This window comes from Hymenobacter sp. J193, assembly GCF_024700075.1.
In the GTDB taxonomy this organism is placed as follows: Bacteria; Bacteroidota; Bacteroidia; order Cytophagales; family Hymenobacteraceae; genus Hymenobacter.
Window position 1 is genome coordinate 3,015,329 of sequence record NZ_JAJONE010000001.1, and the last position, 26,279, is coordinate 3,041,607.

The 26,279-nt window shown below is 60.4% G+C and carries 30 protein-coding genes; 11 read left to right on the top strand and 19 right to left on the bottom strand.

The genetic code is table 11. The features are described from left to right. Positions 1-76: 76 nt before the first annotated feature. A complete protein-coding gene (gene queG / locus LRS06_RS13250; RefSeq protein WP_257871910.1) occupies positions 77-1,042 on the top strand; it encodes a tRNA epoxyqueuosine(34) reductase QueG in 966 nt (321 codons plus the stop codon). Here queG and LRS06_RS13255 read toward each other — a convergent pair. The 6 genes from LRS06_RS13255 to LRS06_RS13280 all read right to left on the bottom strand — a co-directional run bounded on the left by LRS06_RS13255 (position 1,039) and on the right by LRS06_RS13280 (position 4,908). Next, a complete protein-coding gene (locus LRS06_RS13255; RefSeq protein WP_149070906.1) occupies positions 1,039-1,233 on the bottom strand; it encodes a hypothetical protein in 195 nt (64 codons plus the stop codon). The two genes, queG and LRS06_RS13255, sit on opposite strands and share 4 nt — an antisense overlap. Positions 1,234-1,512: 279 nt before the next feature. Next, positions 1,513-1,926, bottom strand: coding sequence for a ferritin-like domain-containing protein (locus tag LRS06_RS13260; RefSeq protein ID WP_257871911.1), 414 nt, complete (start codon positions 1,924-1,926; stop codon positions 1,513-1,515). Next, a complete protein-coding gene (locus LRS06_RS13265) occupies positions 1,917-2,411 on the bottom strand; it encodes a ferritin-like domain-containing protein (RefSeq protein ID WP_257871912.1) in 495 nt (164 codons plus the stop codon). The genes LRS06_RS13260 and LRS06_RS13265 overlap by 10 nt, the downstream gene beginning before the upstream one ends. Positions 2,412-2,428: 17 nt before the next feature. After that, positions 2,429-3,133 (bottom strand): ferritin-like domain-containing protein, encoded by a 705-nt coding sequence (locus LRS06_RS13270; RefSeq protein ID WP_257871913.1) that lies wholly within the window; start codon positions 3,131-3,133, stop codon positions 2,429-2,431. Between the two features lie 159 nt (positions 3,134-3,292). Next, positions 3,293-4,162, bottom strand: a complete 870-nt coding sequence (locus LRS06_RS13275; RefSeq protein WP_257871914.1) for a ferritin-like domain-containing protein — start codon at positions 4,160-4,162, stop codon at positions 3,293-3,295. A 29-nt stretch (positions 4,163-4,191) separates the two neighbouring features. Next, on the bottom strand, positions 4,192-4,908 hold the full coding sequence (locus LRS06_RS13280) for a ferritin-like domain-containing protein (protein WP_257871915.1): 717 nt from the start codon (positions 4,906-4,908) through the stop codon (positions 4,192-4,194). A gap of 399 nt (positions 4,909-5,307) precedes the next feature. On the opposite strand from LRS06_RS13280, the gene LRS06_RS13285 reads away from it, so the two are divergent. The 3 genes from LRS06_RS13285 (at position 5,308) to aroC (ending at position 7,837) form a co-directional block, all read left to right on the top strand. Then, entirely contained in the window at positions 5,308-5,889 is a 582-nt protein-coding gene (locus LRS06_RS13285) for a BatD family protein (RefSeq protein ID WP_257871916.1), read from the top strand. Positions 5,890-6,064: 175 nt separating this feature from the next. After that, positions 6,065-6,682: a BatD family protein gene (locus LRS06_RS13290; RefSeq protein ID WP_257873409.1), complete on the top strand. Its 618-nt coding sequence runs from the start codon at positions 6,065-6,067 to the stop codon at positions 6,680-6,682. 75 nt (positions 6,683-6,757) lie between these two features. Further along, positions 6,758-7,837 (top strand): chorismate synthase, encoded by a 1,080-nt coding sequence (aroC, locus tag LRS06_RS13295; RefSeq protein ID WP_257871917.1) that lies wholly within the window; start codon positions 6,758-6,760, stop codon positions 7,835-7,837. Between the two features lie 12 nt (positions 7,838-7,849). Here the strand turns inward: aroC and LRS06_RS13300 are convergent, their stop codons facing one another. Next, a complete protein-coding gene (locus tag LRS06_RS13300) occupies positions 7,850-8,893 on the bottom strand; it encodes an OmpA family protein (RefSeq protein WP_257871918.1) in 1,044 nt (347 codons plus the stop codon). 210 nt (positions 8,894-9,103) lie between these two features. Between LRS06_RS13300 and LRS06_RS13305 the strand changes: the two genes are divergently transcribed. Further along, positions 9,104-9,706, top strand: a complete 603-nt coding sequence (locus LRS06_RS13305; RefSeq protein WP_257871919.1) for a NifU family protein — start codon at positions 9,104-9,106, stop codon at positions 9,704-9,706. Positions 9,707-9,805: 99 nt separating this feature from the next. Here the strand turns inward: LRS06_RS13305 and LRS06_RS13310 are convergent, their stop codons facing one another. From LRS06_RS13310 to LRS06_RS13355, 11 genes are all read right to left on the bottom strand, one after another. Further along, on the bottom strand, positions 9,806-10,633 hold the full coding sequence (locus LRS06_RS13310; RefSeq protein ID WP_257871920.1) for a DUF5777 family beta-barrel protein: 828 nt from the start codon (positions 10,631-10,633) through the stop codon (positions 9,806-9,808). A 77-nt stretch (positions 10,634-10,710) separates the two neighbouring features. Next, entirely contained in the window at positions 10,711-11,268 is a 558-nt protein-coding gene (locus tag LRS06_RS13315) for a YceI family protein (protein ID WP_257871921.1), read from the bottom strand. A 20-nt stretch (positions 11,269-11,288) separates the two neighbouring features. Then, positions 11,289-11,654, bottom strand: a complete 366-nt coding sequence (locus LRS06_RS13320; RefSeq protein ID WP_257871922.1) for a hypothetical protein — start codon at positions 11,652-11,654, stop codon at positions 11,289-11,291. 38 nt (positions 11,655-11,692) lie between these two features. Further along, positions 11,693-13,243, bottom strand: coding sequence for a PorT family protein (locus LRS06_RS13325; protein WP_257871923.1), 1,551 nt, complete (start codon positions 13,241-13,243; stop codon positions 11,693-11,695). Next, entirely contained in the window at positions 13,218-13,814 is a 597-nt protein-coding gene (locus tag LRS06_RS13330; protein ID WP_257871924.1) for an RNA polymerase sigma factor, read from the bottom strand. Before LRS06_RS13330 ends, LRS06_RS13325 begins: the two co-directional genes overlap by 26 nt. Before the next feature lie 191 nt (positions 13,815-14,005). Continuing rightward, positions 14,006-15,925 (bottom strand): protein translocase subunit SecF, encoded by a 1,920-nt coding sequence (gene secF, locus LRS06_RS25400; protein WP_308239903.1) that lies wholly within the window; start codon positions 15,923-15,925, stop codon positions 14,006-14,008. A gap of 14 nt (positions 15,926-15,939) precedes the next feature. Continuing rightward, the gene (locus tag LRS06_RS25405; RefSeq protein ID WP_308239904.1) at positions 15,940-16,986 is read right to left on the bottom strand and encodes a hypothetical protein; all 1,047 of its coding nucleotides are present in this window, start codon (positions 16,984-16,986) and stop codon (positions 15,940-15,942) included. Between the two features lie 119 nt (positions 16,987-17,105). Continuing rightward, positions 17,106-17,483 carry a hypothetical protein gene (locus LRS06_RS13340; protein ID WP_257871925.1) on the bottom strand — a complete coding sequence of 126 codons (378 nt, stop codon included), beginning with the start codon at positions 17,481-17,483 and terminating at the stop codon, positions 17,106-17,108. A gap of 157 nt (positions 17,484-17,640) precedes the next feature. Further along, on the bottom strand, positions 17,641-18,267 hold the full coding sequence (locus tag LRS06_RS13345; RefSeq protein WP_257871926.1) for a uridine kinase: 627 nt from the start codon (positions 18,265-18,267) through the stop codon (positions 17,641-17,643). A 161-nt stretch (positions 18,268-18,428) separates the two neighbouring features. Next, positions 18,429-19,019 carry an RdgB/HAM1 family non-canonical purine NTP pyrophosphatase gene (rdgB, locus tag LRS06_RS13350; protein ID WP_257871927.1) on the bottom strand — a complete coding sequence of 197 codons (591 nt, stop codon included), beginning with the start codon at positions 19,017-19,019 and terminating at the stop codon, positions 18,429-18,431. A 101-nt stretch (positions 19,020-19,120) separates the two neighbouring features. Further along, positions 19,121-19,345: a hypothetical protein gene (locus tag LRS06_RS13355; protein WP_257871928.1), complete on the bottom strand. Its 225-nt coding sequence runs from the start codon at positions 19,343-19,345 to the stop codon at positions 19,121-19,123. Between the two features lie 206 nt (positions 19,346-19,551). Here LRS06_RS13355 and LRS06_RS13360 point away from each other — a divergent pair, with 206 nt between their 5' ends. The 4 genes from LRS06_RS13360 (at position 19,552) to hemC (ending at position 23,579) form a co-directional block, all read left to right on the top strand. Then, entirely contained in the window at positions 19,552-19,797 is a 246-nt protein-coding gene (locus LRS06_RS13360) for a type B 50S ribosomal protein L31 (protein ID WP_196953848.1), read from the top strand. A gap of 171 nt (positions 19,798-19,968) precedes the next feature. Next, a complete protein-coding gene (locus LRS06_RS13365; protein WP_257871929.1) occupies positions 19,969-21,207 on the top strand; it encodes a GlmU family protein in 1,239 nt (412 codons plus the stop codon). Between the two features lie 122 nt (positions 21,208-21,329). Then, a complete protein-coding gene (locus tag LRS06_RS13370; RefSeq protein WP_257871930.1) occupies positions 21,330-22,466 on the top strand; it encodes a DNA polymerase III subunit delta in 1,137 nt (378 codons plus the stop codon). Positions 22,467-22,625: 159 nt separating this feature from the next. After that, a complete protein-coding gene (hemC, locus tag LRS06_RS13375) occupies positions 22,626-23,579 on the top strand; it encodes a hydroxymethylbilane synthase (protein WP_257871931.1) in 954 nt (317 codons plus the stop codon). Between the two features lie 167 nt (positions 23,580-23,746). Here hemC and LRS06_RS13380 read toward each other — a convergent pair whose 3' ends face one another. After that, entirely contained in the window at positions 23,747-24,379 is a 633-nt protein-coding gene (locus tag LRS06_RS13380; protein ID WP_257871932.1) for a DUF2238 domain-containing protein, read from the bottom strand. Between the two features lie 143 nt (positions 24,380-24,522). Between LRS06_RS13380 and LRS06_RS13385 the strand changes: the two genes are divergently transcribed. Both LRS06_RS13385 and LRS06_RS13390 read left to right on the top strand, forming a co-directional pair. Next, entirely contained in the window at positions 24,523-25,164 is a 642-nt protein-coding gene (locus tag LRS06_RS13385; RefSeq protein WP_374679428.1) for a peptidylprolyl isomerase, read from the top strand. A gap of 53 nt (positions 25,165-25,217) precedes the next feature. Continuing rightward, a complete protein-coding gene (locus LRS06_RS13390; protein ID WP_257871933.1) occupies positions 25,218-26,117 on the top strand; it encodes an SDR family oxidoreductase in 900 nt (299 codons plus the stop codon). Positions 26,118-26,279: the final 162 nt, after the last annotated feature.

Here is a 26,279-nt window from a genome sequence, read left to right on the forward strand (position 1 = left end):
AATCAAAGATATGTTGTTTTAGAAGAATATGACAGGAATAATAGCGTATTTTTACAGTGCAATAGCACAGCTCAACATGCTCCCAACCGCCCACTACACTGCTTTCATCAAACGCCGGGCGGCGGAGCTGGGCTTTATGTACTGCGGCATTTCCCAGGCTGGGTTTCTGGAAGAAGAGGCCCCGCGCCTGGAAAGCTGGCTGAACCGGAACATGCACGGTCAGATGGCCTACATGGCCAACCACTTCGACAAGCGCCTCGACCCGCGCCTGCTCGTAGATGGGGCCAAATCGGTCATTTCCCTGCTGCTGAACTACTACCCGCCCAAAGAAGAGCAGCAACCCGACGATACGCTCAAAGTCAGCAAATACGCCTACGGCCGCGACTACCACTTCGTCATTAAAGACAAGCTGAAAACGCTGCTGCAGGGTATGCAGGAGGAAATAGGGGAGGTGGGTGGCCGCTGCTTCGTGGACTCGGCGCCGGTGCTGGATAAGGCCTGGGCCAAGAAAAGCGGGCTGGGTTGGGTAGGCAAAAACGCCAACCTGATTACACCCGGCGTGGGCTCGTTCTACTTCATTGCCGAGCTGATCGTGGACGTAGCGCTGGACTACGACGGCCCCATCAAGGACTACTGCGGCACCTGCACCAAGTGCGTAGACGCCTGCCCCACGCAGGCCATTACTGAGCCCTATGTGGTAGATGGCAGCAAGTGCATCAGCTACTTCACCATCGAGCTGAAAGACCAGATCCCGAGGGAAGTAAGCGGGCAGTTCGGCAACTGGGTTTTCGGGTGCGACATCTGCCAGGACGTGTGCCCCTGGAACCGCTTTGCGCGGCCGCACCAGGAGCCACAGTTCACGGCCCACCCCGCCCTCAAAGACCTCACGCGCGGCGACTGGCAGGAAATAACCCACGAGCTATTTTCGGAGCTTTTTCGGCAGTCGGCAGTGAAGCGCACGGGGTACGCGGGGCTGCAGCGCAACATCCGTTTCGTAACGGACGCCGCGCCGGTTGTCTGGCCCGAAGAAGAGAACAGTTAGGCAGTGGCAGCCTGCCCGAACACGCGGTTGAGGATGGTGCGGTACACGCGGGCAAACTGCTGGTAGCACCAGGCGCGCAGCTCCCGCAGCTCGTCGGGAACCAGCATGCGCAGGGCTTTGCGCAGCTCTTTTTCAAATAGAATTTTATCGAAGCTAACTTTAACCAGAATGGTTTTGGCGTACTCCAGCATGGTGTTCGGGGATTAGTAGTGCGGAGTGAAAAAGGGGAACCGGCGAGGTATACGCAGGCCTTCGAAAAAAGCTAATCTGTCGGCTTGTTTGCAGCGCCGATAGTGAAATATACTGAATGTGTATAGATAAATACAAGTACTGCCATAGTCTTGTACATGAGCGGATTCTGCTGTGGATAAAGCCTCCTCCAGTCCCGAAAAATAATGGCCGCCAACGGGCAGAATCTGCTTTCGTTGGCGGCCGCTTTAAGTGGGTTGGCTGATGGTTGCTGTTCCCGATTAATAGATGAACAGGTTGGCCAGCGCCGTGCTTTGGGCTGTGCTTAGGGGCTCGTCGAAAGCTTCCTGGGCTGAGCGCAGGGCGCGGTCGGTGTCGGAGCCGATAGTCAGTTCGTCGAGCCGGATGATGGCAGTAGGAAGCGGCTGCGTAATGGCTCCTTCGTCTACGTAGGCGGCGTCGGTAGCCGGGGCAGCCGGGCTGCCGCTTAGGCCGGGGCCTACCCAGTTGCGAATAGCCTCGCCCGTGCCCGACTGGCGGAGGCGCCGCAGCCGCCGGATGTGCGAGGCATGGCGGGCTTCTACGGAATGAATGCGGAAGGCCGCCTCCAGCAGCGCGTTGTCGCCTTTTAGAAATATAGCTTGGCCTTTATAGGCCCGGACGCCGGCGTCTTCGAGCGTTTGCGCTACCCGCAAAAAGAGTCGAAGTTGCTGAACACATCCGGGAACAGGGCCGGAGTAGTGCCGTTGTGGCTGCCCGTGAAATCGAAGCGGGGGCGGGCCGGCACGGCTACCCCGGAGTTTTGCAGGGCTGTCGTCAGAAACTGCACGTGCTGCTCTTCGTGCTGCTGCAGGGTTTCGATGTCGGCGCGTACATCGGCCGGCACAAAGCCGGCAGAAACAAAACTGCCATCGGCGAGGGCCAGCAAGCCCAGGGCCGTGCGGTAAAAGTCAGCTTCGAGGTATTCGAGCGTGAGAGCAAGCGTGAGGGAGTCGAGCAGGTTTTCGCGTATACCAGCCTGAGCCGGGCTGGCCAGCAGGCCGGCCAAAGGCAGCGCCGTGGCTGCTACGCGCACCCCGGCCTGGCTGAGCTGCCGGAGCATGGCGCGGCGCTGGCTGGCCTGGGAATAGACTGCGGGGTTGGTGTGGGCCAGGTCGGCCAGAAGCTGAAGAAAATTCATAGAGAAGAAGCTCCGAATCAGGAAGTAGGCAGGCCGGCGGCCGAAACCTTGATAACCAGGTATTTATTGACCTCCGCAATGACCTCTGCCACGGTAAGGCTGCGCTCCAGGCCCGCAAAAGTGCCCGAGGCGTCCACCACCGTAGCATCAGCAAAGGAACCGGGCTGCAGCAGGTCGTGCAGCAGCGCAGCGTGGCGCGCTTCCACGGACACAATCTTGCCCAGCAGCAGCAGGTACGTGGCGTCGGCAAACAGCTTGGCCGCGCCGTTGTAGGCCGCCACGCCCAGGTCTTCGAACATACGCGCTGCGGCCAGCACACCGGCCCGCGTGGTTAGGGTGAGGGAGGTGAAGGTGAATTCCAGCGTGTTGAGCGGCGTGGCTCCTGCCGATTGCAGGGCTTTGAGCAGAAACTCCCGGTGTACTATTTCGTGCTGGTAGATCTGGGTGAGCAGGTCCTTGTCTTCGGCGCTCAGGTCAGCCGGCGGCGTGTCCAGCACCAGCTTGTAAAAAGTGGTTTCCAGCTGTTCCAGCACGTAGGCATAGTTGAGCAGACCAGCATCGGCGCTACCCAGGGTCAGAACCGGGTCGGGGGCTGAGGTGGTAGTGCCTGGGTCGCCACAGCCGCTCAAAACCAGGGTGGAAGCCGCGGCGGCAGCACCTGCCACCCGGAAAAACGAACGACGCCGCAAAGGACGGTCAAAAGCAGAGAAGGAATTCGGCATAAGAGAAGTAGACCTGGGCGCGCAGGCGGTAGGCCGGTTGTCAAACAAAGATAGGCTGTTATGTCGGGATGCACGAAATACGCGCCAGGGTTGCATGCAAAAGGCGCCCCCTGCAACAGGAGGCGCCTTTAGTAAGCCAAATAACAATGTGGCAGTCAGCTAGAACGTTACCACCGATTTGGCAATGTTGGTAACCGTGGTGTTGTCCAGGGCTTCGTCGAAAGCCGCGCTGACGTCTGCGGCCGAGTAGGTAGCACCCAGGCCGGTGGTCAGCGTCAGGGTAGCCTGCATAATGTTGTCTTCGGCCGGGAAAGTGGCTACCGGGTTGCCGGCGCCATATACCGCCGCCGGAGCACCGTTCGACTCCTTGCCTACAATCCAGGGCATGATGTTGGCCTGCGCCCCGGCAGCTGGGCCTCGGCGCATGTAGCGGATGTGAGCCGCGTGCCGAGCCTCCACCGAGTGAATCTGCAGGGCCACGGTTAGCACGTTTACGGTAGCTCCGCCTACGGTCGGGCTAAAGTCGCGCGGAATGTTGCCGGCTTGACCTTTGTAGGCCCGTACGCCGGTGTCTTCAAACGCCTGCGCGAACGTGAGGAAAGTGGGGTAGGTGGCAAAAGCGCCGCCGAAATCAAAGCCGTTGGCGGGCTCAGGGGCAGCCGCAGCACCCAAGGCAGCCTTCAGCAGGTTCACGTGGGCCAGTTCGTGGCCACGGATGGTTTCAATGGCCGTGCGGGCAATTCCCGTAAGGGTAGGGGTGAGCGTGGCGGCTTTCAGGGCTTGATCGTAGAAGCTGTACTCCAGCCGCTCCAGCAGCAGCGCGTAGTTCAGCACCGCCGTTGGGTCAGCTAAGTTGTTCTGACCAAGAACCTTGTTGAAAGCCGAGCCGATAGCAATTGGCGCGGCGGCCAGCGCCATTTTCTTGCCCAGCGAGCCAAGCGCCGACAGGGCGCTACGACGGTGGGAGAGGCGGTCCATGATTTCAGGGTCGACCTTCTCCAGCTCCGAGATTATATTGAACAGATTCATATCGAAAGGGAATTGAGAGTGGAAGAAGGCTACTTACCTACGTTGTCGCCGTTGATGGTTTCTTTGATGTATTTCTGGGCAGCGGCCAGTACAGTGGAAACCGGCAGGGCCTGGTCCAGGCCGTTAGCATCTACCACATCACTACCGGAGAAGCTTCCCGGCGTAATCAGGTCGCGGATGTAAGCCGCGTGGCGCGCTTCCACCGAGACAATTTTGCCCGCCAGCAGCAGGTACGTTGGGTTCTCAATCAGACGGCCAGCGCCATTGTATGCAGCCACGCCCAGATCCTCAAACGTTTTGGCGGCCCCCAGCACGGAGTCACGGCTGGTGAAGGTGATGGACGAGAAGTCGGGGTTGAGGGCCGGAATACGAGAAGCCTCTGGAATAGCGGCCTTGAAAAAGTCGCGGTGAATGGCCTCATGCTTAGCAATAGCCGTCAGAGCCGTCTTTTCGTCGGCCGACATGTTGGCGTACGGCGTGGCAATTACCTGCGCATAGAAAGCGGCTTCCAGCTGTTCAAGGGCATAGGCATAGTTGAGTACGCCAATGTCCTTTGAGCCCAGGTTTACTGTGCCGGCAGCCGGAGTTTTGTCGTCTTCGTTGTCGTCGTCGCAGCCTGAGAGCAGCAAAGCGGTAGCACCCGCCGTAGCACCGGCGTACATGAAAAACGAACGGCGCTTGATAGGGACTTGCAGCGGCGTGCTCAGATCCGCTTCTTTGCCTTCTTTTTTGAGGAGGTTGGACATGGAATAAAAAAAGTTGAGTGAGGGAATGGAGAGTCTGGGCAACACCGAGCCAGCCAAGCCCCAAAGCTGGGAAACGGCCAATAAAAACCCGGAAAAAGCCGAATCTGACCTCACATACGGCGTGTTAGGAAAAGCAGATTGCTATGGCTATAATATTTTAGTCGTTACTAGATTGTATATAACTTATCCGATATACAGTTGAGCTACCCGCGGAGCTTGCTTTTCGCAGGATGGCAGGTTTTTACGTAGCTTTAAACACCCGCACTGTTTTCCTCGGCGCATGCACTTTTTTTTCGTTGGGTAATCTGGCTTGGCCTGTTGCTGCAAGGGCCGCTGCTAGATGCTCAGGCTCAGCCAGCTGTTACCGCTCCCGCGCCGCAGGGCCAGGCAAGACTGTTGATGGGGCCAGCCACATTTCCGGTGAATGAGTACTTCACCCTGAGCTTTCAACTGACCGGGGCGCCGCTGGAGCGCTACTCGGCTTTTCCAGACATTGAAGGCTTCAAGAAAAGTGGCAAGTCCAGCACCACCACCACGCGCATCGTGGAGGGCAAGTCTTCCACGGAGCTGACCATTACCCAGCGTTACGCTGCCTACAAAGAGGGTGAGTTTGCGCTGCCGGCCATTATGATGACGGTGAACGGGCAGCAGGTGCGCCTGGCCGCCACCACGCTGAAGGTGCTGCCCCAGGCCGCCGCCACCACTGCGCCGCCCACGGCGGCGCCCGGCATCGGCCTGCTCGACCAGCTGTTTGGCAAGCAGAAGCCCCAGGAGTTTGTAGAGCCCCGCGACAATGCCTTTCTGGCCGTGGTACCCGATAAAAGCAGCGTATTTGTGGGGGGAGCCGGTGCACATGGGACTGTATTTTTACCTCACCCCCGCCGACCAGGGCTTGCTGGATTTTTACGATTTCGGCGGGCAACTGCCGCGTATTCTGCGCCGGCTGCAGCAGCCGGCCGTATGGGTAGAGCCTTCCGATGAGCAGGAAGTGCTGCCGGAGTCTACCACTGTGGGTGGCAAGCCTTATCTGCGGTATCACTTATACGAGGCCGTCTACTACCCCCTGACGCCCCGGGCCCTGGAGTGGCCGGCCATGGATCTGCAGATGATCAAGTACAAGCTCCCGAAGAAGTCCGACCCCAACCTCGACAACCGGATGACCGGGCTCAAAACCTTTGTTTCCCTGCCCCGCACGGTAGCGGTGCAGCCGCTGCCCCCGCACCCGCTGCGCGACCAGGCCGTGGTGGGCTCTTACCGGCTGCTGGAGTCCATCGACCGTTCCAGCTTCCGGACGGGGCAGGCCTTCACGTACACGCTGCGGCTGGAAGGCGAAGGCAACTTATCGGCCGTGAACCCGCCGCCCGCACCGGTGTGGGCGGGCGTGGAGGTGTACGGGCCGGAAGTGCACCAGGAAGTGACGCGCGCCAGCGGGCGGGTGGGCGGCTACAAAACCTTCCGCTACCGCGTGGTGGCGCAGAAACCCGGCCGGCTGCCGCTGGACAGCTTGTTTTCCGTAGCCGTATTCGACCCCGCCATCCGCCAGTACCAGGTGCTGCGCTCCAGCCTGACGGTAGACGTGAAAGGCGCTGCCCGCCCGGTGGCCGTCAGTGCCCGCACCACCGACCCCTACTACCAGAGCCGCCTCAACAACTCCGACAACCAGTTGCAGCCGCTTACTGCCCCGCTTGATGTGCGCCGCTACGCCAACTATCTGCTGGTGGGGCTGCTGGCGCTGGCGGCTTTTGGGTGGTGGCGTGGCAATACCGGCGCGTAAGCCGTAGCTTGCGGCCCGGGCTGCCAGCGTAGCCCCGTTTCAACTAAGCCGGGGCCGGGAAGGCCATATTGGGAAATGAGCAACACGTTTGGGCGGCTGTTCCGCATTACCACGTTCGGGGAGTCGCATGGGCCGGGCATCGGCGTTATTATTGATGGCTGCCCGGCAGGGCTGGCAGTAGAAACGCCGGAAATTCAGCTGGCGCTGGATCGGCGCCGCCCCGGCCAGAGCGAGCTGACCACGCCGCGCCAGGAAGCCGACCAGGTGGAAGTGCTGGCCGGCTGGTTTGAGGGCTACACCACCGGTACGCCGCTGAGCTTGCTTATCCGCAACCAAGACCAGCGCAGCCACGACTACACCCACATCCAGCACGCCTACCGCCCCTCGCACGCCGACTACACCTACGACCAGAAGTATGGCCGGCGCGACTACAGAGGCGGGGGCCGCTCCTCGGCCCGCGAAACAGCGGCCCGCGTGGCAGCCGGCGCCGTAGCCGCCGCATTTCTGCGGCAGCACGGCATTCAGGTGCAGAGCTATGTGTCGCAGGTAGGGGGCGTAAAGGTACCAGTAGGCTACGAGGAGCTGGATCTGAGCCTTATCGACTCGAACATGGTGCGCTGCCCGCACCCCGAAACGGCAGAGCGCATGGCCGACCTCATCCGCCAGACCCGCGACCGACACGATACCGTGGGCGGGGTGGTAACGGGCGTAGTGCGCGGCGTGCCGGCTGGCCTGGGCGAACCGGTGTTTGATAAGCTGCACGCCGAGCTGGGCAAGGCTATGCTGAGCATCAACGCCGTGAAGGGCTTCGAGTACGGCTCGGGATTCGAGGGCACGCTGCTGTTTGGCTCGGAGCACAACGACGCGTTTTACACCGATGAAGCCGGGCAGGTGCGCACCCGTACCAACCACTCGGGCGGCATCCAGGGCGGTATCAGCAACGGGCAGGACATCTACTTCCGGGTGGCGTTTAAGCCCGTGGCTACCATCCTGCAAAGCCAGGCCACCATCAACGACCAGGGTGAAGCCATTGCCCTGGCCGGCAAAGGCCGCCACGACCCCTGTGTACTTCCCCGCGCCGTGCCCATTGTGGATGCTATGGCCAACCTAGTGCTGGCCGATATGCTGCTGCGCGCCCGCGCCAACCGGGTATAGTCGGCGCCAAGCCTAATCCAGAATCACGAACTCGACGCGGCGGTTGCGGCGGCGGTTGGGTTCGGTGTCGTTGGCCGCTACCGGGCGGGAGGAGCCGTAGCCAATGGTTTCCAGCCGGGTGGCGGCTACTCCGTACTTTACCAGGAAGTCCTGGATGGCCCGGGCCCGCTGCTCACTCAGCAGCTGGTTTTTCTCCTCGGGGCCTTGGTTGTCGGTGTGGCCTTCCAGGCGGATGCGCAGGGCAGGCTGCTCGTTGAGGGCTTTGGCCAGGCGGGCCAGCTCGGGTTTGGAAGAACCCAGCAGCTCAGGTTTGCCCTGCACAAAAAATACGTTGCGAAGGGCCAGCCGCTGCCCGGCGTGCAACGGCGTAGCCAGGGCAGCGGCCGCATCGGTAGCTTCCGTAGCGGCGGCCGGTGGGGCTGGGGCAGCGGCTGGTTCGGGCTTGGGTTCCAGCAGCCAGATGCGCAGGCGGCGCAGGCTGGCTTCGGCGCCCAGGTTGGTTTCCAGGCCTACCCCGTGGCCCAGCATGCGCGTCAGTTGCTGCTCCCACACCCGCGTCCCATTCACGAAATACTGCACCTGCTGGCCGCGGCATTCTATCCGCATGGTGTGCCAGCTGGTTTGGCGGCCCACGGCGGCGGAATAGGCATTGTCGCCGTTGGCAGAAAAGAACTTGCCGGCTCGCCAGCCGCACACGGCAAACCGATGCTCGCTCATGGTGCCAAACAAGCGCATGTTGTCGCGGCTGCCGGAACCCCAGGCCAGACAGCCAGCCGAGGTAGTACTCAGTTCGGCCTCAATAATGAAGTTCTGGCTTTTTTCCAGCTCCGGAATAAAGAGCAGGGCTACGCTGGTGTTGTTTTCGTTGCCGCGCGCTTTGGCCACGTACTCCCCGCGCCGCACCTTATACTCAGCATTATTGATGACGCCCGTGGGCCAATTGCGCCGATTGTCCTGAAAATCTTCTTCCAGGATCAGGCGGGGCACCAGCGTTTGGGCGGGCGCTATACGGGCAAGCCAAACGCACGCTAGCAGCAGAAACAAGCGGAAAAACATGGAAAACCGACTGAAGGTGAGGTAGCAAAGCTACCGGCACTGCCTGCGCCGGCCTATACCCGCCAACCCGTATTTTCGTCTACGGGCTGGCCACATTCTGCTACCTTTGTAACCTATCGGGGGCCCGCGCTGTTGTGTGGGCGGCAGCCGTGGCTTAGTGGCTGGCTGCCCCGAAGTTTTTGCTTTCTCCGTCTTTTTCTTTTGCCCGATATGTCTACCATTTCCATCTACGCCGAAGCTTCGCCCAACCCGGAGAGCATGAAGTTCGTGCTGAATCAGCAGCTGCTCACCGATGGCGTGAGCGTGGATTACCCCAACCTAGAAGCGGCCACCAACTCGCCGCTGGCCCAGGAGCTGTTCAACTTCGATTACGTGGGCCGGGTGTTCATTGCCCAGAACTTCGTAACCGTCACCAAAACCACCGAACACCAGTGGACGCAGCTGATTCCGGAAATCCGCACGTTCCTGAAGTCGTACGTGGAAGCGGGCGGCCCCATCTTCACCGTGGACCCCGCCGCCGAGCAGAAAGCCGCCCAAACGGCCGCCGCCACCGGCAACGCCTCGGAGCAGGACCAGCAAACCAGCCAGAAAATCATTGACCTGCTCGATAACTACGTGCGCCCCGCCGTGGAGCAGGACGGGGGCAATATCACGTTCAAGAGCTACAATGCCGGCGTGGTAACGGTAAACCTGCAGGGCTCGTGCTCGGGCTGCCCCTCAGCCACCGTCACGCTGAAATCAGGCATCGAAAACCTGCTCAAGCGCATGGTGCCCGAAGTAACCGAAGTGGTAGCCGAAGGCATTACGGTGTAACGCCTGTTCTTATAAAACAAGAAAGCCCGGTTCCTGTGAATCGGGCTTTCTTGTTTTATGATGTCTGGGTTGCTCTGCCGATGACAAAACGCCAATCGGTTATTTCCGTTTTACACTGAAGGCCCGGGACACATTGAAGCCGAAATAAATGTCGCCGTCAAGGAAATTGCCCCGGGTTTCGGTCACGAAGAATTTTTCGATCATGCCCTGCGAGTTGGTGAAGTGCAGCTGAAATACGTGGCCCCCGGTTTCGATGTCGAAGCCCACGGCCAGGGAGTTGCGAAAGTCGTCGGCAGTGGGACCGAGCAGCAGGTAGTAGTACTCCAGGGTGAGGGCCACGCGCTTGCTAAGCTTCTGGCGGCCGGCAACGCCCAGGGCCAGCACGTCGTTGTCGTCGCGCTCCGTGGCTACGAAGTTGCGGTGTACCAGCGTGGGCATCAGCTGCAGGGAAAAGCCAGGACTGAATTTGCGGGCCAGCAAAGCCTGGTAGGTGTAGGTGAGACGGGTGCGGAAAGGCCGCTCATTGCCAAAGCGCAACGTCGTAAGCGCTGTAGTTCCAAGCAGCGTAACCGAAACCGGCATGTGGGCCGGCGCTTGGCGGAGCAGGCGGTATTTCACAAAGCCGTCGTAGGTTTTCTCCAGGGAGCTGCGCCCGATGCCCACGGCCAGCCGGTCGTTGAGGCCATATTCCAGCCCCAGCCGGATGGTGGCCTGATCGAGCCCAAAGAAATTGTACGCGCCGCTGTTGAGCGTACCAAAGCGGTGCGAAATCAAAAACAGCAGCACACCCTGCCCCGGCGTTTCGATGGAGTGGCCGTTGCTTACGCGCACTCCTTTGAAAGTGGCCGCAACGGGCTCGGGCGCCCGGGCGCTGTCCTGGGCGGCGCTGAGCTGCTGCAGCAAGTCGTCCTGCGCCAGGGCCGGCAAAGTAAATAGCAGGAAAATGGCTGCGGGGAGCAGCCTGCGAAGAATAGAATGCCTGAAGAGCATGACTGGAAGCAAGGTTAAGGTTGGGGCGAGCAGGTGAGGGCAACCGTGATGGTGACTGTTTTGGCAATATGCTCGCGCACCAGCAGCGGAATTTCAATCTGATAATCGGCCGGGGCTACGGCGAATTTGGCGTTGACGGCCAGCGCATTGCCGCGCAGGGCCAGGGTGCCCGGCACGCGCACGTGGCGCTTTACACCATGAATCGTCAGGTCGCCTTCTACCGTCACGTTGCGGGTGGTGCCCGGGGCCAGGGTTTCCGTAGCCGACCAGCCGGCCAGCTGCCCGGCAAACGTGGCCCGCGGGTACTTCTCCGATTCCACGTAGTTTTCGTTGAAGTGCTCCTGCATCAGGGCATTGCGAAACACAAACGCCCGCATCGGTACCGTGAAGGCCAGTTGCCCGGTTTGCAGATCAAACACGGCAGCCACCTGCTCGTTGTGGGCTTCAATATTCTCCAGCGGAGCCGAGGAAAAAAAGCTGATGCGGCCCGTGCGGGTGTGGTATTTGCTCTGGGCCAGGGCGCCGGAAGCCGTGCATAGCAGCAGGCTCAGAAGTAGCGAGAAAGGTTTCATCGGGAGGCAGCGCTAAAGAGTTAATTATCGGGAGAGCCGGCCGCTACCCACGCCCGGATGGTAGCCACTTCGCACTCGTCCAGGGCCGGGCCACCCTGGGGCATGGCCGGGTAGCCGGATCCGGGCGTGAGTACACCCAGCAGAGCACCGCGGCCGGCATGTTGCTGCACAGCGGCCAGGTTGTCGAGTACCGTGTTGCCCTGGGCCCGGCCAGTGCTGTGGCACGGGTAGCAGCGCTGCTGCAGCAGGGGCTGAATCACTTGGCTGTAGGTCACGGCCGATACGTCGCAGGCGGGCTGGGGCAGGAGCTCCTCAGCATTTTCGTAGGCGCAGCCAGGCAACAGCAAGCCCAGCCCGAGCCAGTAAGTCGGGAAGCGAAGTTTCATACGGTGGTAGATAAAGGCGGAAAGTCGTCCAGAAATAGTTAGTGCGGGGCCGGTTTCAGCAGCCGGTACTGCGCCCCGAAGAATATGCCGGCGCTACTCAGGCGAACCTGGCCGGCACCCACGCCGCCCAGGGGAATTTTCACGAAGGGTTCCGCGCGCAAGCCCCAGCGCGCCGCCACCTGCCGCTCGTAGCCCACCGAGAGGTTGACGACGCTCAGCCAGTGGTTGCTGCCTTTCTGCACCCGCCACTCGCGCTGCACCGGGCGGTTGTAGTAGTCGTAGTAGTATTCGTACTGCTCGTCCCGCATCAGCAACGAGGATAAGCCCGCGCTGGCAAACAGCCGGTATTTTGGTTGCACCCGCAGGGCATAGCGCACGTTCAGCGGAATGTCTACCATGCGGCAGGCAGCATATACCTCATCAATTTCCACATTATAAGGCAGGTAGGCGGGGCGGGCGTGGTAATCGGAGCCGCGGGCCTCGTAGCGCTTCATGGCCCGCAGCACGCCCACGTTCAGGCTCAGGCGCTCGGTGAAGAAATACTCCAGCTGCCCGCCCACGTTGCTGCCGGTTTTGGTGACGGGCGAAAAGCGCACCGTGCTCACCTCTGGCGCATACTGCAGCAACACCCCAAACCGGTACGTGGGGCGCTGCTTTTGCCTGAGCTTTGAGGAGTCGGCCGGGGCGGTAGTTGCGGACTCCGGGGCCACCGGAGCCGGAAGCCCGGCGGAATCGGATAGCGTGAGCAGTGGCGGCGTGGTTTTAAGATGAGCCGAGGAGTCAGCCAACGTAGCCGCCGGCAGAGTGCCCGCGTTGGAAGTCCCGGCGCCGATTGATGAGAGCTGCGTAGCCGGCTGCTCGGTGGGTTGCGTCGCGGGATTGATTACCGTAAGCGCCGGGGCAAGCTGGCCGGCTGGCGCAGAAGCGGCGGCCGTAGTGGCCGGTTTTTCGGCTGTTGTGGCTTTAGACTGCTCATTTCCTGGTTTGGCCACAGCCACCAAGATGTCTCCCGGAACCACGGTTTTCTTATCCGAAGCAGCAATAACTCCGACGAAGCCCGACTCCGGCCGGGAAGCGGAGGGCAGATGGCGCTTTGGTGGCGAAGGCAGCCAGGCAAGCCGCACGTGAGGGCGACGGTCCGGCCGTTGCGGCCTGCTGCTCCTGGCCGTAGCCTCTGTAGCCACGGCGTGCAATACAGTGGCCGGAGCACTGGCTTTTGGTGCTGCTGCATCAGAGGCAGGTAGCCGGCCGGCGTTAGTTGAACGGGGCTTGTATGTCTGAGGTAAAGCTGATAGAAGACCGGAGCCCGACGTTGCTGCGCCAGCCGGCTGTGGAGCGGCCGCCGACGGGGCCGAGACCAGGAGCGCGGGCGCATACGTAAACCACAGCAGCAACAGCACGGCCACGGTCGCAATTTCGGCGGCAAACCACCGCAGTACCTGGCGGTAAGCGCCGTGGTGCCGGGCCAGCTCGTCGAGTGGCCGCTCCATGCCCTGCCACGCTGCCGTGCCATCCTCTTCGGGATAAGCCTCGGTAGCGCGCCGAAACAGAGCATCCAGCTCCTCATCTGACAGATTCGGCGTAGGCATGGTGGTTGATTTTCTTTAGCATTTCCTTTAAATGACCCCGCGCCTTCGAGAGGTTCGACTTCGATGCGCCCACCGAAATCCCCAGTTGCCCGGCAATTTCCTCGTGGGTGAATCCATCCAGCACATACAGGTTGAAGACGGTGCGGTACGCCGGCGACAGGCGCTGGATCAAAGCCACCAACTCCTCGTAGGCCAGCGTATCCAGGGCGCCGGCGCTGTCGTCGGCTTGCCCGTAGACGTGCTCCGGCAACTCCTGCGTCTGGTGGCGCAACTGGGCGCGGTAATGGTCGATGGCCGTGTGTACCATGATCTTGCGCAGCCATGCCCGAAACGAGGAATTGATTTCCTGCCGGGCCGGATCGAAGCGCACCACGTCGCGGTACACTTTCATAAACCCGTCGTTTACCACTTCCAGCGCCTCCTCGCGGTGGCGGGCGTAACGAAGGCACACACTCAGGGCATAGCTGTAGTAGAGCAGGTACACGCGCCGCTGGCACTCCCGGTCCATGCGGCGGCACCCGGCCAGCAAAGCCAGCAGCAGCGCAGAGTCATGTTCGGGTTGGGGCGGCACGGGCGCAGGGTTGTCGTTTTTATCTAACTCGGATGCGGGGTAGAGCTGGGTTGCCTCAGGCCCGTAAAAAAGATGCTTAAATTACCTAAGGGGTTGATAAGGCGCCAGAAATACATGCAGCGTTTGCGCAAAGACACAAAAAAGCCCCGGCCAGCTAGCCGGGGCTTTATACGATAAGCGCTGAGGGCTGCTTACGCGTGCGTCGTGTTCAGCTTGGGAGCGTCGGTATCGGTGATGGTGGTAGTATGGTCTACGCCCCGCTCGCGGGCCTCCTTGCGGCCGTAGGTATCGAGGATGATGGGCGTAGCAATGAACAGCGACGAGTACGTGCCGAACACCATCCCGATCATCATAGCGAAGGAGAAGGAGCGCAGGGTTTCGCCGCCAAAGAAGAACAGCACGGCCACTACCAGGAATACCGTGGTAAACGTAATCATGGTGCGGGAGAACGTGCTGTTCAGGGCCGGGTTGGCTACCTGAGCAAAGGTGAGGTGCTTGTTTTCGCGCAGGTATTCCCGGATTCGGTCGTAGATAACCACCGTATCGTTCATGGAGAAGCCGATGATGGTGAGCACGGCCGCCACGAAAATCTGGTCCATTTCGTAGTTCAGGCCGAACAGACGGGCAATGGGATACGCGGCAATAACCAGCAGCGCATCGTGGAACAGGGCAATTACAGCGGCCATGGAGTACTGCCACTTCTCAAAGCGCAGCAGCACGTACACGAAAATGCCCAGCAGCGTCAGGCCCAGGCTCAGCACCGAGGTTTTCTTGATGTCGTCGGCAATAGTAGCGCCCACTTTCGAGGTGCTCTTGATCTGAGGCTGATCGGCACTGAATTTCTGCAAGCCTTGGTCAAGAGCGGTGCGCGCTTTCTGGTCAGCGGCCAGGCTTTCGTCGTCGGCCAGGTAACCAGTGGTAATGCGCAGGCGGTTGTTGGCGCCGAAGGTTTTTACCTCCGTGCCGGCTCCTTGGAAGTTTTCGAGCAGCGCCGTGCGTACTTCATCGGCTGCTACGGTTTTGTTGAAGTCCACCACGTAGGAACGGCCTCCGCGGAAGTCAACACCCAGGTTGGGGCCACCCTGCACGGCCATCAGCACAAAGCCGATGACGATGAAAATCGTTGAGCCGATGTAGGCCAGCTTACGCTTGCCCACGATGTCGAAGTTCAGGTTCTGGAACAGGTTGCGCGACAGCGCCGTGGAGAACTGAATCTTGCTGGTTTCCTTGTCTTTGGTCAGGAACTCGATGATGAGACGCGACACGTACACCGCCGACAGGAAAGAGGTGAATACCCCGATGCCCAGCGTGATGGCGAAGTTCTGCACCGGGCCCGTACCGAAGAAGCCCAGGATAATGGCAATAATCAGCGTGGTAACGTTGGAGTCGAAAATGGCCGAGAAAGCGCGCGAGTAGCCTTTGTTGATAGCATCCTTGAGCTGCAGACCATGGTTCAGCTCTTCCCGTATCCGCTCGAAGATCAGTACGTTGGCATCCACCGAGGCGGCAATAACCAGCAGCAGACCAGCAATGCCGGGCAGCGTAAGGGCCGTGCCAAACTGTGCCAGCACGCCCATCACCAGGAACATGTTGAACAGCAGTGAGGCATCAGCCACCAGACCTGCGCGGCCGTAGTACAAGGCCATGAAAATCATGATGATAACCAGGCCCGCCAGCGTAGAGTACAAACCCTGGTTGATGGCTTCCTGACCGAGCGAAGGACCAACTACGGCTTCTTCCACGATGCGCGTAGGCGCGGGCAGCTTGCCGGCCTTCAGTACGTTGGCCAAATCCTGCGCTTCTTCGATGCTGAAGTTGCCCGAGATGCTGGAGTTGCCGCCGGCAATTTCCGACTGCACCACCGGCGCGGAGTACACGTAGTCGTCGAGCACAATGGCTACCTGGCGACCAATATTGCTGGCCGTGAGGCGCTGCCACTTGCGGGCACCGGCCGGGTTCATCTGCATCGATACCTCGGGGCGGCCACCTTGGTCGTAGTCCTGGCGGGCATCCGATACCACGTCGCCACCCATGGGGGCCACGCCTTCGCGGGTTTTGCGGATGGCGTTCAGTTGCAGATATTCCTGGCCGTCGATGGTGGTGGGCTTCACGTCCCACAGCAGCGTCAGGTTGGGGGCAGTACGGCACGCACTTCCTGGCTACGCAGCAGGGCATTCACGCGGGCCGTGTCGCGCAGGTTGGCACCCAGGCCACCAGGCATGGTGAACAGGCGAGCCAGCTGACTGCTTTGCGCGGGGTTGGCCGAGTCGGCTTTGGCAGTAGCGTTTTTCTTGGCCAGCTGGCTGGCCAGGGAGGTAGAGTCGCCGGTAGCGGTGGCCGTGGCGGCGGTATCGGTGGTAGCGGCAGCAGTGCCGGTAGCTTTGCCAGCAGCTTCCTGGGCCGTCAGCACTTCATTCAACTGATTGAAGTAAGGGGCAAACTCGTCGGTGCGCCATACTTCCCAGAACTCCAGCTTGGCTTGGCCCTGCAACAGCTTGCGCACGCGCTCGGGGTTGTCTACGCCGGGCAGCTCGATTTGAATACGGCCAGTGCCTTTCACGCGCTGGATGGTGGGTTGGTTCACGCCAAACTTGTCGACGCGGGTACGCAGGATATTGAAGGAGCGGTCAATGGCTTCTTCCTCTTCCTTGTCGATGGCGGCAATTACCTGCTCGTTGGTTGAGCTATAAGTCAGACCGCGGCTCTTGTTCGTGGTGTTGGCAAAGATGCGGGCCAGCTTGTCACCGGGGGCCACTTCGCGGAAGCTCTGGGCAAACAGGGCCGTGAACTGGGTAGTGGGGTTGGTTTTCTGCAGCTCCTGGGCCTTTTGCATGGCCTGCACAAACTTGGGGTCCTTGGAGTTGTTGGCCATGGCCCGCACAATTTCCACCGGCGAAATTTCCAGGGTCACGTGCATGCCGCCTTTCAGGTCAAGGCCCAGGCCGAGTTCTTTCTCCCGCACGTCGCGGTAGGTGAGGGGGCCAAACACCGGCGCGCGCCACACTGAGTCGAGGTAGTGCTGGCGCAGGCTCTGGTCGACGCGGCCATTGCGGGTGGCGTAGTTCACCGCCTTTTGCTGCACGCCCCGCGAGATGAACGTGAGCGTGAGAAAATAGGCACACAACGCGGTAACGATAACCGTGAGGGTGATAATAAGATTTTTGTTACGCATGTACTTGGGAAGATGGCAATGAAGAAAGAGGAATAAAGAAGGAGGAATGAGTTGCGGGGAATGAAAAGCTACACTGCGCAGCAGTTCGTCATCCCTCCTTCGTCATTCCTCTTTATCCTCTAGGGAGCATGCGGCGACAGCGAAGCGCCGAGCAGGCGCGTGCGGAAGGCATCGGGCACGGCGCAGGGGCGCGGGGCGCGGGCAAATGGGGCCTGGGCGGCCAGCGGCCAGCCTGGTAAAGCCGGCACGGGGGGCAGCCACGCATCTACGGCAGGCGCCAGCCACACCCCCAGCGGGGCCGTGGCCTCAAGCGTTACTTTCTGCTTGATGACGGCCGCCTTGGGCGAGGCACCCACCCGCGTGGCGTGGCCGGGCGCGGCCGCCGAAACCCGGTACATCGCCACGGCCTGATGGTTCAGCCCCAGCACCCATAGCAGGGTAAGCTGGAGCAATACCAGACGTAAGCGAGATACAAACGGGTTGAAAGTCAGGGTCATTGCGAAATCGGGAGTGCAAATATAACCAAATCCAGCGGGCAGGGAAAGCGCATTTCCGGCCTTTTTGCCGGGTATAGTAACCAAAAACGCGCAGGGCCGCCCGGATCAGGAACGGCATTGCGCGTTTTTGGCAGTACATCAATCAGCGTACAGGCGGCTATACAGCCGCCGGGATTTTGCTTTTCAGGAACGACACCAGCACATCCAGTCCTTTCTCGAAGTGGTTGTTGTTAGGAATAATCAGATCGGCGTCCTGCTTGAAGGGCTTGATGTACTTCTCGTAGGTAGGCGCTACGTGGTTGGTATAGCGGTAAAGCACGTCTTCCAGGTCATAGCCCCGCTCGTCCCGGTCGCGCACAATGCGGCGCAGCACCTTCACGTGTTCCCGGGCATCGATGTACACTTTCAAATCCAGCAGCCGGGCCACTTCCTCGAAGTAAAAGACGAAAATGCCCTCTACCACTACAATGGGCGCGGGCTTAAACACCAGCTCCTTGACCGGGGCGTTGGGGTTGTTGAACGTATACTCCGGCCGCCGCACCTCCAGACCCTGGCTGATACGCAGCACATCATTGGCGTACGCGGCCGAGTCGATGCTGCCGGGCAGATCAAAGTTCGTGACGCCGTTGCCGTCGACCTGCTGGATTTCGCGCGGGTGGTAGTAGTTGTCCTGCGAAATCAGGCAGACATCCTGCTCGGGCAAGGATGCCAGCAGGCGGCGCAGGAAAGTGGTTTTGCCGGAGGCGCTGCCGCCCGTAATACCGACCAGAAAAGGTTTTTGCATGGGGTGGGAGTGCGGCCCGTTGCAGTGGGGCCAACCCTGCAAAAGTAATACAACGGCGGGGACTAATAGTGAAATGGTGAAATAGTGAGATGGTGAGTATGCTGTTCTGGCTGCGCAATCTGCGCAAGTGGCGCCATCAGAACGTCAAACTCACCATCTCACTATTTCACCATTTCCCGGTTCAGCCACTGAACCAGGCCGGCTACGGCGCGGGCCCGGTGGCTGATCTGGTTTTTTTTGCTTAGCTCCATTTCCGCGAAGGTGCGGCCGTCGCCTTCAGCTGGCTGGAACACCGGGTCGTAGCCGAAGCCGCCCTGGCCCTGCGGAGTTTTGGTGATATGGCCCAGTACCTCGCCCGCAAACAACTGCGGCTCCGGTGTAAGGCCCACCATGGCTACCACGGTGCGGAAGCGGGCCGAGCGGTCGGGGTGGCTGTGCAACTCCTGCAGCAGCTTCTGAACGTTGTTGTCGGCCTGGCGCTGGGGGCCGGCGTAGCGGGCCGAGTACACGCCCGGCGCTCCGCCTAGCGCGGTTACTTCCAGACCGGTGTCGTCGGCAAAGCAGGCCACGCCGTAGTGCTCCCACACGTATTCGGCTTTCTGGCGGGCATTGCCTTCGAGGGTATCCTGGGTTTCGGGCAGCTCGTCGTAGCAGCCGATGTCAGCCAGACTCAGCAGCTCGGTGCCCGCTGGCAGTAAAGGCCGTATTTCGTCGAGCTTATGGGCATTATTGGAAGCAAAGCAGAGGCGCACGGCAGGTAGCAGGCTAAAAGAACAGGCAAAAAGTCAGCGGTAAACCAACAAAAAAACCGGCGAAAGCCGGTTGTAAAAGAGTCGTTATTGTCGAAATCAACTTAGCGGAACATCGTTTTCACACTTTGCCAGGAGCGGCGCACGGCCGTCAATGGGGCCGTTGATGCCTCGGCCGCTGCGAGGCTGGGCTGCAACATCTGCACCACCGGCGACGAGGAAGTGGCTCCCTGCCCCGCCGGGCCGTTGCCGCCCACCGGCTGCGACCACAGCAGCGGACTGCAGATCAACAGGGCCAAGGTGCAGAAAACGGTCTTTTTAAGCGGCATACGGTTGAGATAAACAGAAATAGCTGCCCGCGCAGTTGACCTACAGGCAGCCTCAAATATAGACGGCTTTCGCTGAGACAAGGTTAAGAACATGTTAATACTGGAAAAAGCCGGCAAAGGCTTTTGAATTATGCCGTTACACTGTACCTTTGCACTCCCTTCCGCAAAATCGGCAGGCAGACAAGGTTTTAACGGGAACCCCGACCATGAAAAAAGACATCCACCCCCAGTATCGCGAAGTGGTGTTTCAGGACACTTCGAGCGACTTCAAATTCATCACCCGTTCGACGATGGGCTCGAACGAGACTATCACGATGGAAGACGGCAAAACCTACCCCGTTATCAAGGTGGAAGTTAGCTCGGCCTCGCACCCCTTCTACACCGGCAAAAACGTGTTTATCGACACCGCCGGCCGCGTGGAGAAATTCCGCAACCGCTACCAGAAGAAGTAAGCCTTTATGGAGCCGTCGGCCATTGGCCGCGGGCTCTTGGTTTGATAACAGACTCCCTCCGACAGCCGGAGGGAGTTTTTTATTTGCCAAATTTGACCCCGAGTCCCCACTCATTCCCCTTGCCTTTGTGATGCTGTTGGCTGCCGGCCAATGGCTAAACGCTCTTCCCCAATGCACGTTCTGCTTTTTGACGACCCGGCCATTCGGCCGCATCTGCTTCCGTTTACCTTCACGCGCCCGGTGGCCGCGCTGCGCTGCGGTATTCTCACGCTGGCCGAAAAGTGGCAGCACCGGCTGGGTGCCGCCTCGGTAGGCTACCTCACGGAGCCCTACCTGCAGGCCAAGTTCCCGGCCGGCGATACCCAGGGTCCGGCCCTGGTCATCAACGGCGCCGTGTGCCCCGATGAGGTGCTCACCCAGCAGGTGCAGGCCCTGCAACCCGGCGAGGCCCTGTTTTGCGACGAGCTGCTGGTAGCCGCGCATCTGTCCGATGCTACGCAGGTAGCCGAGCTGATTCAGGATGGTTTTCAGCGCACCCGCGAGGTAGCCGAGCCGGTGACGGTTATTCGGCAGCCCTGGCACCTGTTTCTGCGCAACGGAGTGGAAATCCGCCGGGACTTTGAGCTATTGACCAAAGGGCGGCAGTCGGAGCCGGTGGGCGACGCGCATACCATCGTGTATGCCCCGGAAAATATCTTCATCGAGCCGGGCGTGAAAATCCGGGCGGCCATCCTCAATGCTGAGCGAGGTCCCATTTACCTCGGCAAGGATTCGCAGGTGCATGAGGGCGCCATCATCAGCGGACCTATGGCTTTGTGCGAGGGCAGCCACATCAACGCCGGCGCCAAAATGCGCGGCGACAACACGGTGGGGCCATTCTGTAAGATAGGCGGTGAAGTGGCCAACAGCATCGTGCTGGGCTATTCCAACAAGGGTCACGAAGGCTACCTCGGCAACTCCGTGATAGGGGAGTGGTGCAACCTGGGCGCCGATACCAATACCTCCAACCTGAAGAATAACTACGCGCCCGTCAAAGTATGGAGCCATGCCGAGGGGCGCTTCGTAAATACCGGCCAGCAGTTCTGCGGGCTGATGATGGGCGACCATAGCAAGTGCAGCATCAACACCATGTTCAACACCGGCACGGTGGTAGGCGTGGCGGCCAACATCTTCGGGGCGGGTTTTCCGCGCACATTTATCCCGAGCTTCAGCTGGGGCGGGGCCGCTGGCTTCGAAACCTTTAAGCTGCCAAAAGCGGCCGAAGTAGCGGAGCGCGTTATGGCCCGCCGTCAGCTGGAGTTCGACCAAACAGAGCAGGACCTGCTACGCCACGTGTACGAACTGACGGTGAAGGACCGGGTGTGGGAGCGTACCGGCCCGGCTGCTTCCGAGCGGAGCGTGGAGCTGTAGGTGTTAATGGATCAAAGCAATTTGAACGTCATTCCTAGCCAAGCCGAGGAATGACGTTCTTTTACGGTTCTGAAACATCCGGAAACTGGAGACAGGCAACCCGTAACTGACAACTGAAACCCATGCGCTTTTCTGACATCCCGGGGCAACAGAACGTAAAGCAGGTGCTGCGGCAGAGCGTGCGCCAAAGCCACGTGGCCCACGCCCAGCTGTTTCGGGGCGCCGAAGGCTCGGCGGCCTTGGCGCTGGCCCTGGCATACGCCGCCTTCCTGAACTGCGAAAACCGCCCCGCCGAGGCCGCTGATTCTTGCGGCCAGTGTACCAGCTGTCAGAAAATTGACAAGCTGGTACACCCCGACCTCAACTTCATCCTGCCCGTTACTACCACCAAAGCCGTAGCCAAGGATGCCGTGAGCAGCAAGTTTGCGGCGGAATGGCGCACGTTCGCGCTGGAAAACCCCTACCAGGGCCTCAACGACTGGATGCAGTACATCGGGGCCGACAACAAGCAGGGCAGCATCTCGAAGGAAGAAAGCCTGCAGCTGCTGCGGCTGGTGTCGCTTAAAGCGTTTGAGGCGCAGTTTAAAATCGTCATCATCTGGCTGCCCGAGCTGATGCACCCGGCCGCCGCCAACGCCGTGCTGAAGCTGCTGGAAGAGCCACCGCCCGCCACGGTGTTTCTGCTGGTGAGCTACGCGCCCGAGCAACTGCTGCCCACCATTATCAGCCGGGTGCAGCCCGTGGTAGTACGCCCCCTGACGGAAGAGGAGCTGACGCAATGGCTGCATGATACGCGCCAGGTGCCCGAAGCTAAAGCCCGCCAGCTGGCTCAAATGGCCGAGGGCAACATCGGCGGCGCCCTGGCCGCGCACAGCACCTCAGCCACCGACCACGACTATTTCGAGCTGTTTGCGAAGTGGATGCGCACCTGCTATGGCAACAAAGTAAGCGAGATGCTGGAAAAGAGCGACGAGTTTCAGAAGCTGGGCCGCGAAAATCAGAAGGAGTTTCTGCACTACGCCCTCACGGAGCTGCGCAAGGTGCTGCTGTTCGGCCTCGACCCGCAGCTGGTGCCGCATTTGTCGGCCGCCGAGCAGCCGTTCGTGCAGGGCTTCAGCCGCTTCGTGACGCCCCGCAACGCCGAGCCGCTAACCCGGCAGCTCAACGAAGCCCATTACCACGTGGAGCGCAACGCCAACCCGCGCATGGTGTTCGTGGATACCTCTTTGCGCGTGGCGGAGCTGCTGCGGCAGAGCTAAAAACGCGTTAATCTGACTGGAAACGCAGAAAGTATAGTTTGCTAACTTGTTATAGCCGGCGTTAAAACCGCTATAGCCGGCAGGGAAAATCCTGGTCAGTATCTTTGCCGGAGCGCCGCTGGCTGGCAAATAACTGCTTTCGGCGGCAAACGTCCAACTATGGCTTCTTCCCTGAAAACGACCATCAGCATTGGCACCCGTGGCAGCAAGCTGGCGCTGTGGCAGGCCCACCACGTAGCCGACTGCCTGCGCGCAGCAGGTTTCGAACCCGAAATCGTCATCATCACCACCAAAGGCGACGTGGTGCTGGACCGCTCCCTCGATAAGATCGGGGCTAAGGGCGTGTTCACGGAGGAGCTGGAAGAAAGTCTGCGCTCCGGCCACACCGATATTGCGGTACACAGCGCCAAGGACGTGCAAAGCAGCCTGCCTGCCGATCTGGAGTTGCTGGCTTTTATGGAGCGGGAACGGGTAAACGACGTAATCGTGAGCTACAACCCCAAGCTGGATTTGCAGCGCCCCGGCCTCTTGCTGGGCACCAGCAGCACCCGCCGCAAGGCCATGCTTCGGCGCTTCCTGCCCCACGCCACTACCGCCGAGGCCCGCGGCAACCTCCAGACGCGCCTGCGCAAGCTGGATGAAGGCCAATACGATGCCTTGGTGCTGGCTTATGCCGGCGTGCACCGCATGGAGTACGACCACCTCATCCGGCAGGTGCTGCCCGAAAACCAGTACATACCCGCCACCGGCCAGGGCAGCGTCGCCATTGAGTGCGCCCGCAACCTGGCGCCCGCGCTGAAAGCAGAAATACGCCGCGTGCTGGACCACCCGGCTACGCACCTGTGCCTGTCGGCGGAGCGGGCGTTTCTGCGCACGATGGAAGGCGGGTGCAGCATCCCGTCCTTCGCGCTGGCCACGCTTTCTGCCGATGGCGCCCACGTTCAGCTTCATGGTGGCCTCATCAGCCTCGACGGGCAGCAGTTTATCGAAGAAACCCAATCAGCGCCCGTAGCAGCAGCAGAAACACTGGGCGTGCAGGTAGCCGAAAACGTGCTCAGCCGCGGCGGCCGCCAGATCCTGGACGATATCCGTCAGCAGCGGGACGCGGTATAATAGTAGCCTCTGTCATTGCGAGCAGCGCGAAGCAATCCGTCCTGAGCAGCGCCAGACACACGTTTATAGCAGAAAGCCCCTGATGTCCATACTGGCGCCAGGGGCTTTTCACATCTTAAGGCTTGGTACATTGTACAGGACGGATTACTTCGCGCTGCTCGCAATGACTACTTGCTTGTGGTCTTCCTAGTGCTCAACGCATGCACAATCAACGCCACTACTGCGCCGCTGGTATCGGCCAGCATGTCTTTTTGCGCGTCCCAGATGTCGCCCTGGCTGCCGAGAAAGGAAGCTCCGGCGCTGCCCCCCGCTACTTCGGCATATACCCACTCGATGAGCTCATACGCCATAGCAATGGTGCCGATGACGCAGAGCGGGAACAGGTAGCTGATGAAGCGGTTGCGAATGGTACCGTAGCGGTCCGTCAGCTCAATAATGGGGTAGGCGTAGAAACCGACGGAAAAGTGCGCCACCCGGTCGTACATATTGCGCTTGAAGCCAAACAGGTTGTTGAACCAGTCAAACGGCACTTTCTCGAAGGTGTAGTGCCCGCCCACGGTGTGCATAAATATCAGCACGCTCATGAGCAGATATGCCGTGTTGGAAAACCGCACGCCGCGCACGTACAGCAGCACGAGGCCGCCCACAATCAGCAGAATCGGCAGGTTCTCGGCCCACCACGTGCCCCGGTCGGAGGGGCTGATGCCCAGCGCTACGAACTCGACGAGGTAGAGCAGCAGAAGCAGCTTAGGAAACCAATGGGGGCGTGGCGTGGCTGCGGCGGGCGTAGAGTCGGACATAGAGCGAAGGGCAGGAAAGACGAATGGCGGTGCATACGCAAAAGACGCGGCATCCGGCCGGTTTCCGGCACAGCAGGCGCCTCCGAATGTAGCCACCTCCGTAGAAAGCGCGTAAGTTTGAGCTGCTCTTTTACCCTACTGTTATGAAACTGCTTTTCCGGCTGGCGGCCGCCCTCCTGATTATGTTGGCATTTGGCCAGGCTGCCACGGCCGCCAAAAAACCGCGCACCAGCAAGAAGGACGAAGTTGTGACCATCAGCACGTCCTTAGGTGACATTCGGCTGCTGCTGTCGGACCTCACGCCCCAGCACAAGGCTAACTTCCTGAAGCTGGCCAAAGACGGCTTCTACAACGGCACCACATTTCACCGCGTGATTCCCAACTTCATGGTGCAGGGCGGGGACCCGAACACCAAAGACTCGGACCCCGGCAACGACGGTATGGGCCCGCCCAACGAGAAAACCATTCCGGCCGAAATCCTGCCGGCCCTGCGCCACAAGTACGGGGCGGTGGCCGCCGCCCGCCAGGGCGACTACGTGAACCCGCAGCGGGCCAGCAGTGGCTCCCAGTTCTATATCGTGCAAAACCATAGCGGCACCACGCACCTCGACGGCGCCTACACGGTTTTCGGCCAGGTTATCAGCGGGCTGGAGGTAGTAGATAAGATTGCCCAGCAGCCCTGCGACGAGCGTGACCGTCCCACTACCGACCTCAAAATGACGGTGAAAGTGGAAAAGCTGAAGAAGAAGAAGATTACCGAGCTCTACGGCTACCAGTATCCCTGAGCGCGCCGGTTTAGGCCATTTTTGCCTTTTGTTCTCTCTTAGCCTGCCACTTTATGCGTCTGCTGATAACGGGTTCCAACGGCCTGCTGGGCCAGCAACTGGTAGCCCGCCTGCACCAGGAGCCGGGCGTTGAGTTGATTGCCACGTCCCGGGGGACCAACAAGCTGGCCGGCTTGCATCCGGCTGTGCGGTTTGTGCCGCTCGACGTCACGGACCGCGCCCAGGTGCTGCAAGTACTGGCCGAGGAGCAGCCCACCCACCTCATCCACACGGCCGCCATGACCAACGCCGATGAGTGCGAGCTGAACCGCGAGGACTGCTGGCGGCAAAACGTGACGGCGGTGGAAAACCTGGTGGCGGCTTGTGAACAGCAGCGCATTCACCTGCTGCACCTCAGCACCGATTTCGTATTCAATGGAGATACTGGCCCGCTGACCGAAGACGCGGTGCCCGCGCCGATTAACTTTTACGGGGAAAGCAAGCTGGCCGCTGAGCGCGCGGTGCAGGCCAGCCGGGGCCAGTGGGCTATTCTGCGCACGGTACTGGTATATGGCACGGCCCACGAGTACGGCCGCACCAACCTGGTGCTGTGGGTGCGCGACTCACTGCGGGCCGGCAAGCAGCTCCAGGTAGTCAATGACCAGCTCCGCACGCCCACGCTGGTCGAGGATTTGGCCGAGGGCTGCTGGCTGGCCGCCCGCCAAAACGCCACCGGCCTTTACCACATCAGTGGGGCGGAGGTGTTCACGCCCTACCAGATGGCCCTGCGCGTAGCGGCCTATTTTGAGTTGGACGCGGGTTTGCTCACGCCGGTAGATGCCGCTACGTTTACCCAGCCGGCCCGGCGCCCGCTGCGCACGGGCTTCATCATCGATAAGGCGCGCCGGGAATTGGGCTACGCGCCCCATACTTTCGAGGAAGGTATTGCCCTGCTGGCCCGGCAAACCGAGTAGCGGGCGTTTATCAATGCGAAATAGAAACGGCCATTTTAGGGCGTAGTGCCTCAGGAACCACTCATTGATTTTTTCGATACGGTTCCTATATTGACAGTGCGCTATCTATCAATAAGCTGCCTGACATTCACACCGGTCTGGCGGCGCTGTATTTCTTGTTGG

What these genes read in the sequence shown, in the direction of transcription:
- queG (WP_257871910.1), top strand. Translation starts at nt 77, where the DNA reads ATGCTCCCAACCGCCCACTACACTGCTTTCATCAAACGCCGGGCGGCG.
- LRS06_RS13255 (WP_149070906.1), bottom strand. Translation starts at nt 1,233, where the DNA reads ATGCTGGAGTACGCCAAAACCATTCTGGTTAAAGTTAGCTTCGATAAA.
- LRS06_RS13265 (WP_257871912.1), bottom strand. Translation starts at nt 2,411, where the DNA reads ATGAATTTTCTTCAGCTTCTGGCCGACCTGGCCCACACCAACCCCGCA.
- LRS06_RS13270 (WP_257871913.1), bottom strand. Translation starts at nt 3,133, where the DNA reads ATGCCGAATTCCTTCTCTGCTTTTGACCGTCCTTTGCGGCGTCGTTCG.
- LRS06_RS13275 (WP_257871914.1), bottom strand. Translation starts at nt 4,162, where the DNA reads ATGAATCTGTTCAATATAATCTCGGAGCTGGAGAAGGTCGACCCTGAA.
- LRS06_RS13280 (WP_257871915.1), bottom strand. Translation starts at nt 4,908, where the DNA reads ATGTCCAACCTCCTCAAAAAAGAAGGCAAAGAAGCGGATCTGAGCACG.
- LRS06_RS13285 (WP_257871916.1), top strand. Translation starts at nt 5,308, where the DNA reads ATGGGGCCAGCCACATTTCCGGTGAATGAGTACTTCACCCTGAGCTTT.
- LRS06_RS13290 (WP_257873409.1), top strand. Translation starts at nt 6,065, where the DNA reads ATGACCGGGCTCAAAACCTTTGTTTCCCTGCCCCGCACGGTAGCGGTG.
- aroC (WP_257871917.1), top strand. Translation starts at nt 6,758, where the DNA reads ATGAGCAACACGTTTGGGCGGCTGTTCCGCATTACCACGTTCGGGGAG.
- LRS06_RS13300 (WP_257871918.1), bottom strand. Translation starts at nt 8,893, where the DNA reads ATGTTTTTCCGCTTGTTTCTGCTGCTAGCGTGCGTTTGGCTTGCCCGT.
- LRS06_RS13305 (WP_257871919.1), top strand. Translation starts at nt 9,104, where the DNA reads ATGTCTACCATTTCCATCTACGCCGAAGCTTCGCCCAACCCGGAGAGC.
- LRS06_RS13315 (WP_257871921.1), bottom strand. Translation starts at nt 11,268, where the DNA reads ATGAAACCTTTCTCGCTACTTCTGAGCCTGCTGCTATGCACGGCTTCC.
- LRS06_RS13320 (WP_257871922.1), bottom strand. Translation starts at nt 11,654, where the DNA reads ATGAAACTTCGCTTCCCGACTTACTGGCTCGGGCTGGGCTTGCTGTTG.
- LRS06_RS13325 (WP_257871923.1), bottom strand. Translation starts at nt 13,243, where the DNA reads ATGCCTACGCCGAATCTGTCAGATGAGGAGCTGGATGCTCTGTTTCGG.
- LRS06_RS25405 (WP_308239904.1), bottom strand. Translation starts at nt 16,986, where the DNA reads ATGCGTAACAAAAATCTTATTATCACCCTCACGGTTATCGTTACCGCG.
- LRS06_RS13340 (WP_257871925.1), bottom strand. Translation starts at nt 17,483, where the DNA reads ATGACCCTGACTTTCAACCCGTTTGTATCTCGCTTACGTCTGGTATTG.
- LRS06_RS13345 (WP_257871926.1), bottom strand. Translation starts at nt 18,267, where the DNA reads ATGCAAAAACCTTTTCTGGTCGGTATTACGGGCGGCAGCGCCTCCGGC.
- LRS06_RS13355 (WP_257871928.1), bottom strand. Translation starts at nt 19,345, where the DNA reads ATGCCGCTTAAAAAGACCGTTTTCTGCACCTTGGCCCTGTTGATCTGC.
- LRS06_RS13360 (WP_196953848.1), top strand. Translation starts at nt 19,552, where the DNA reads ATGAAAAAAGACATCCACCCCCAGTATCGCGAAGTGGTGTTTCAGGAC.
- LRS06_RS13365 (WP_257871929.1), top strand. Translation starts at nt 19,969, where the DNA reads ATGCACGTTCTGCTTTTTGACGACCCGGCCATTCGGCCGCATCTGCTT.
- LRS06_RS13370 (WP_257871930.1), top strand. Translation starts at nt 21,330, where the DNA reads ATGCGCTTTTCTGACATCCCGGGGCAACAGAACGTAAAGCAGGTGCTG.
- hemC (WP_257871931.1), top strand. Translation starts at nt 22,626, where the DNA reads ATGGCTTCTTCCCTGAAAACGACCATCAGCATTGGCACCCGTGGCAGC.
- LRS06_RS13380 (WP_257871932.1), bottom strand. Translation starts at nt 24,379, where the DNA reads ATGTCCGACTCTACGCCCGCCGCAGCCACGCCACGCCCCCATTGGTTT.
- LRS06_RS13385 (WP_374679428.1), top strand. Translation starts at nt 24,523, where the DNA reads ATGAAACTGCTTTTCCGGCTGGCGGCCGCCCTCCTGATTATGTTGGCA.
- LRS06_RS13390 (WP_257871933.1), top strand. Translation starts at nt 25,218, where the DNA reads ATGCGTCTGCTGATAACGGGTTCCAACGGCCTGCTGGGCCAGCAACTG.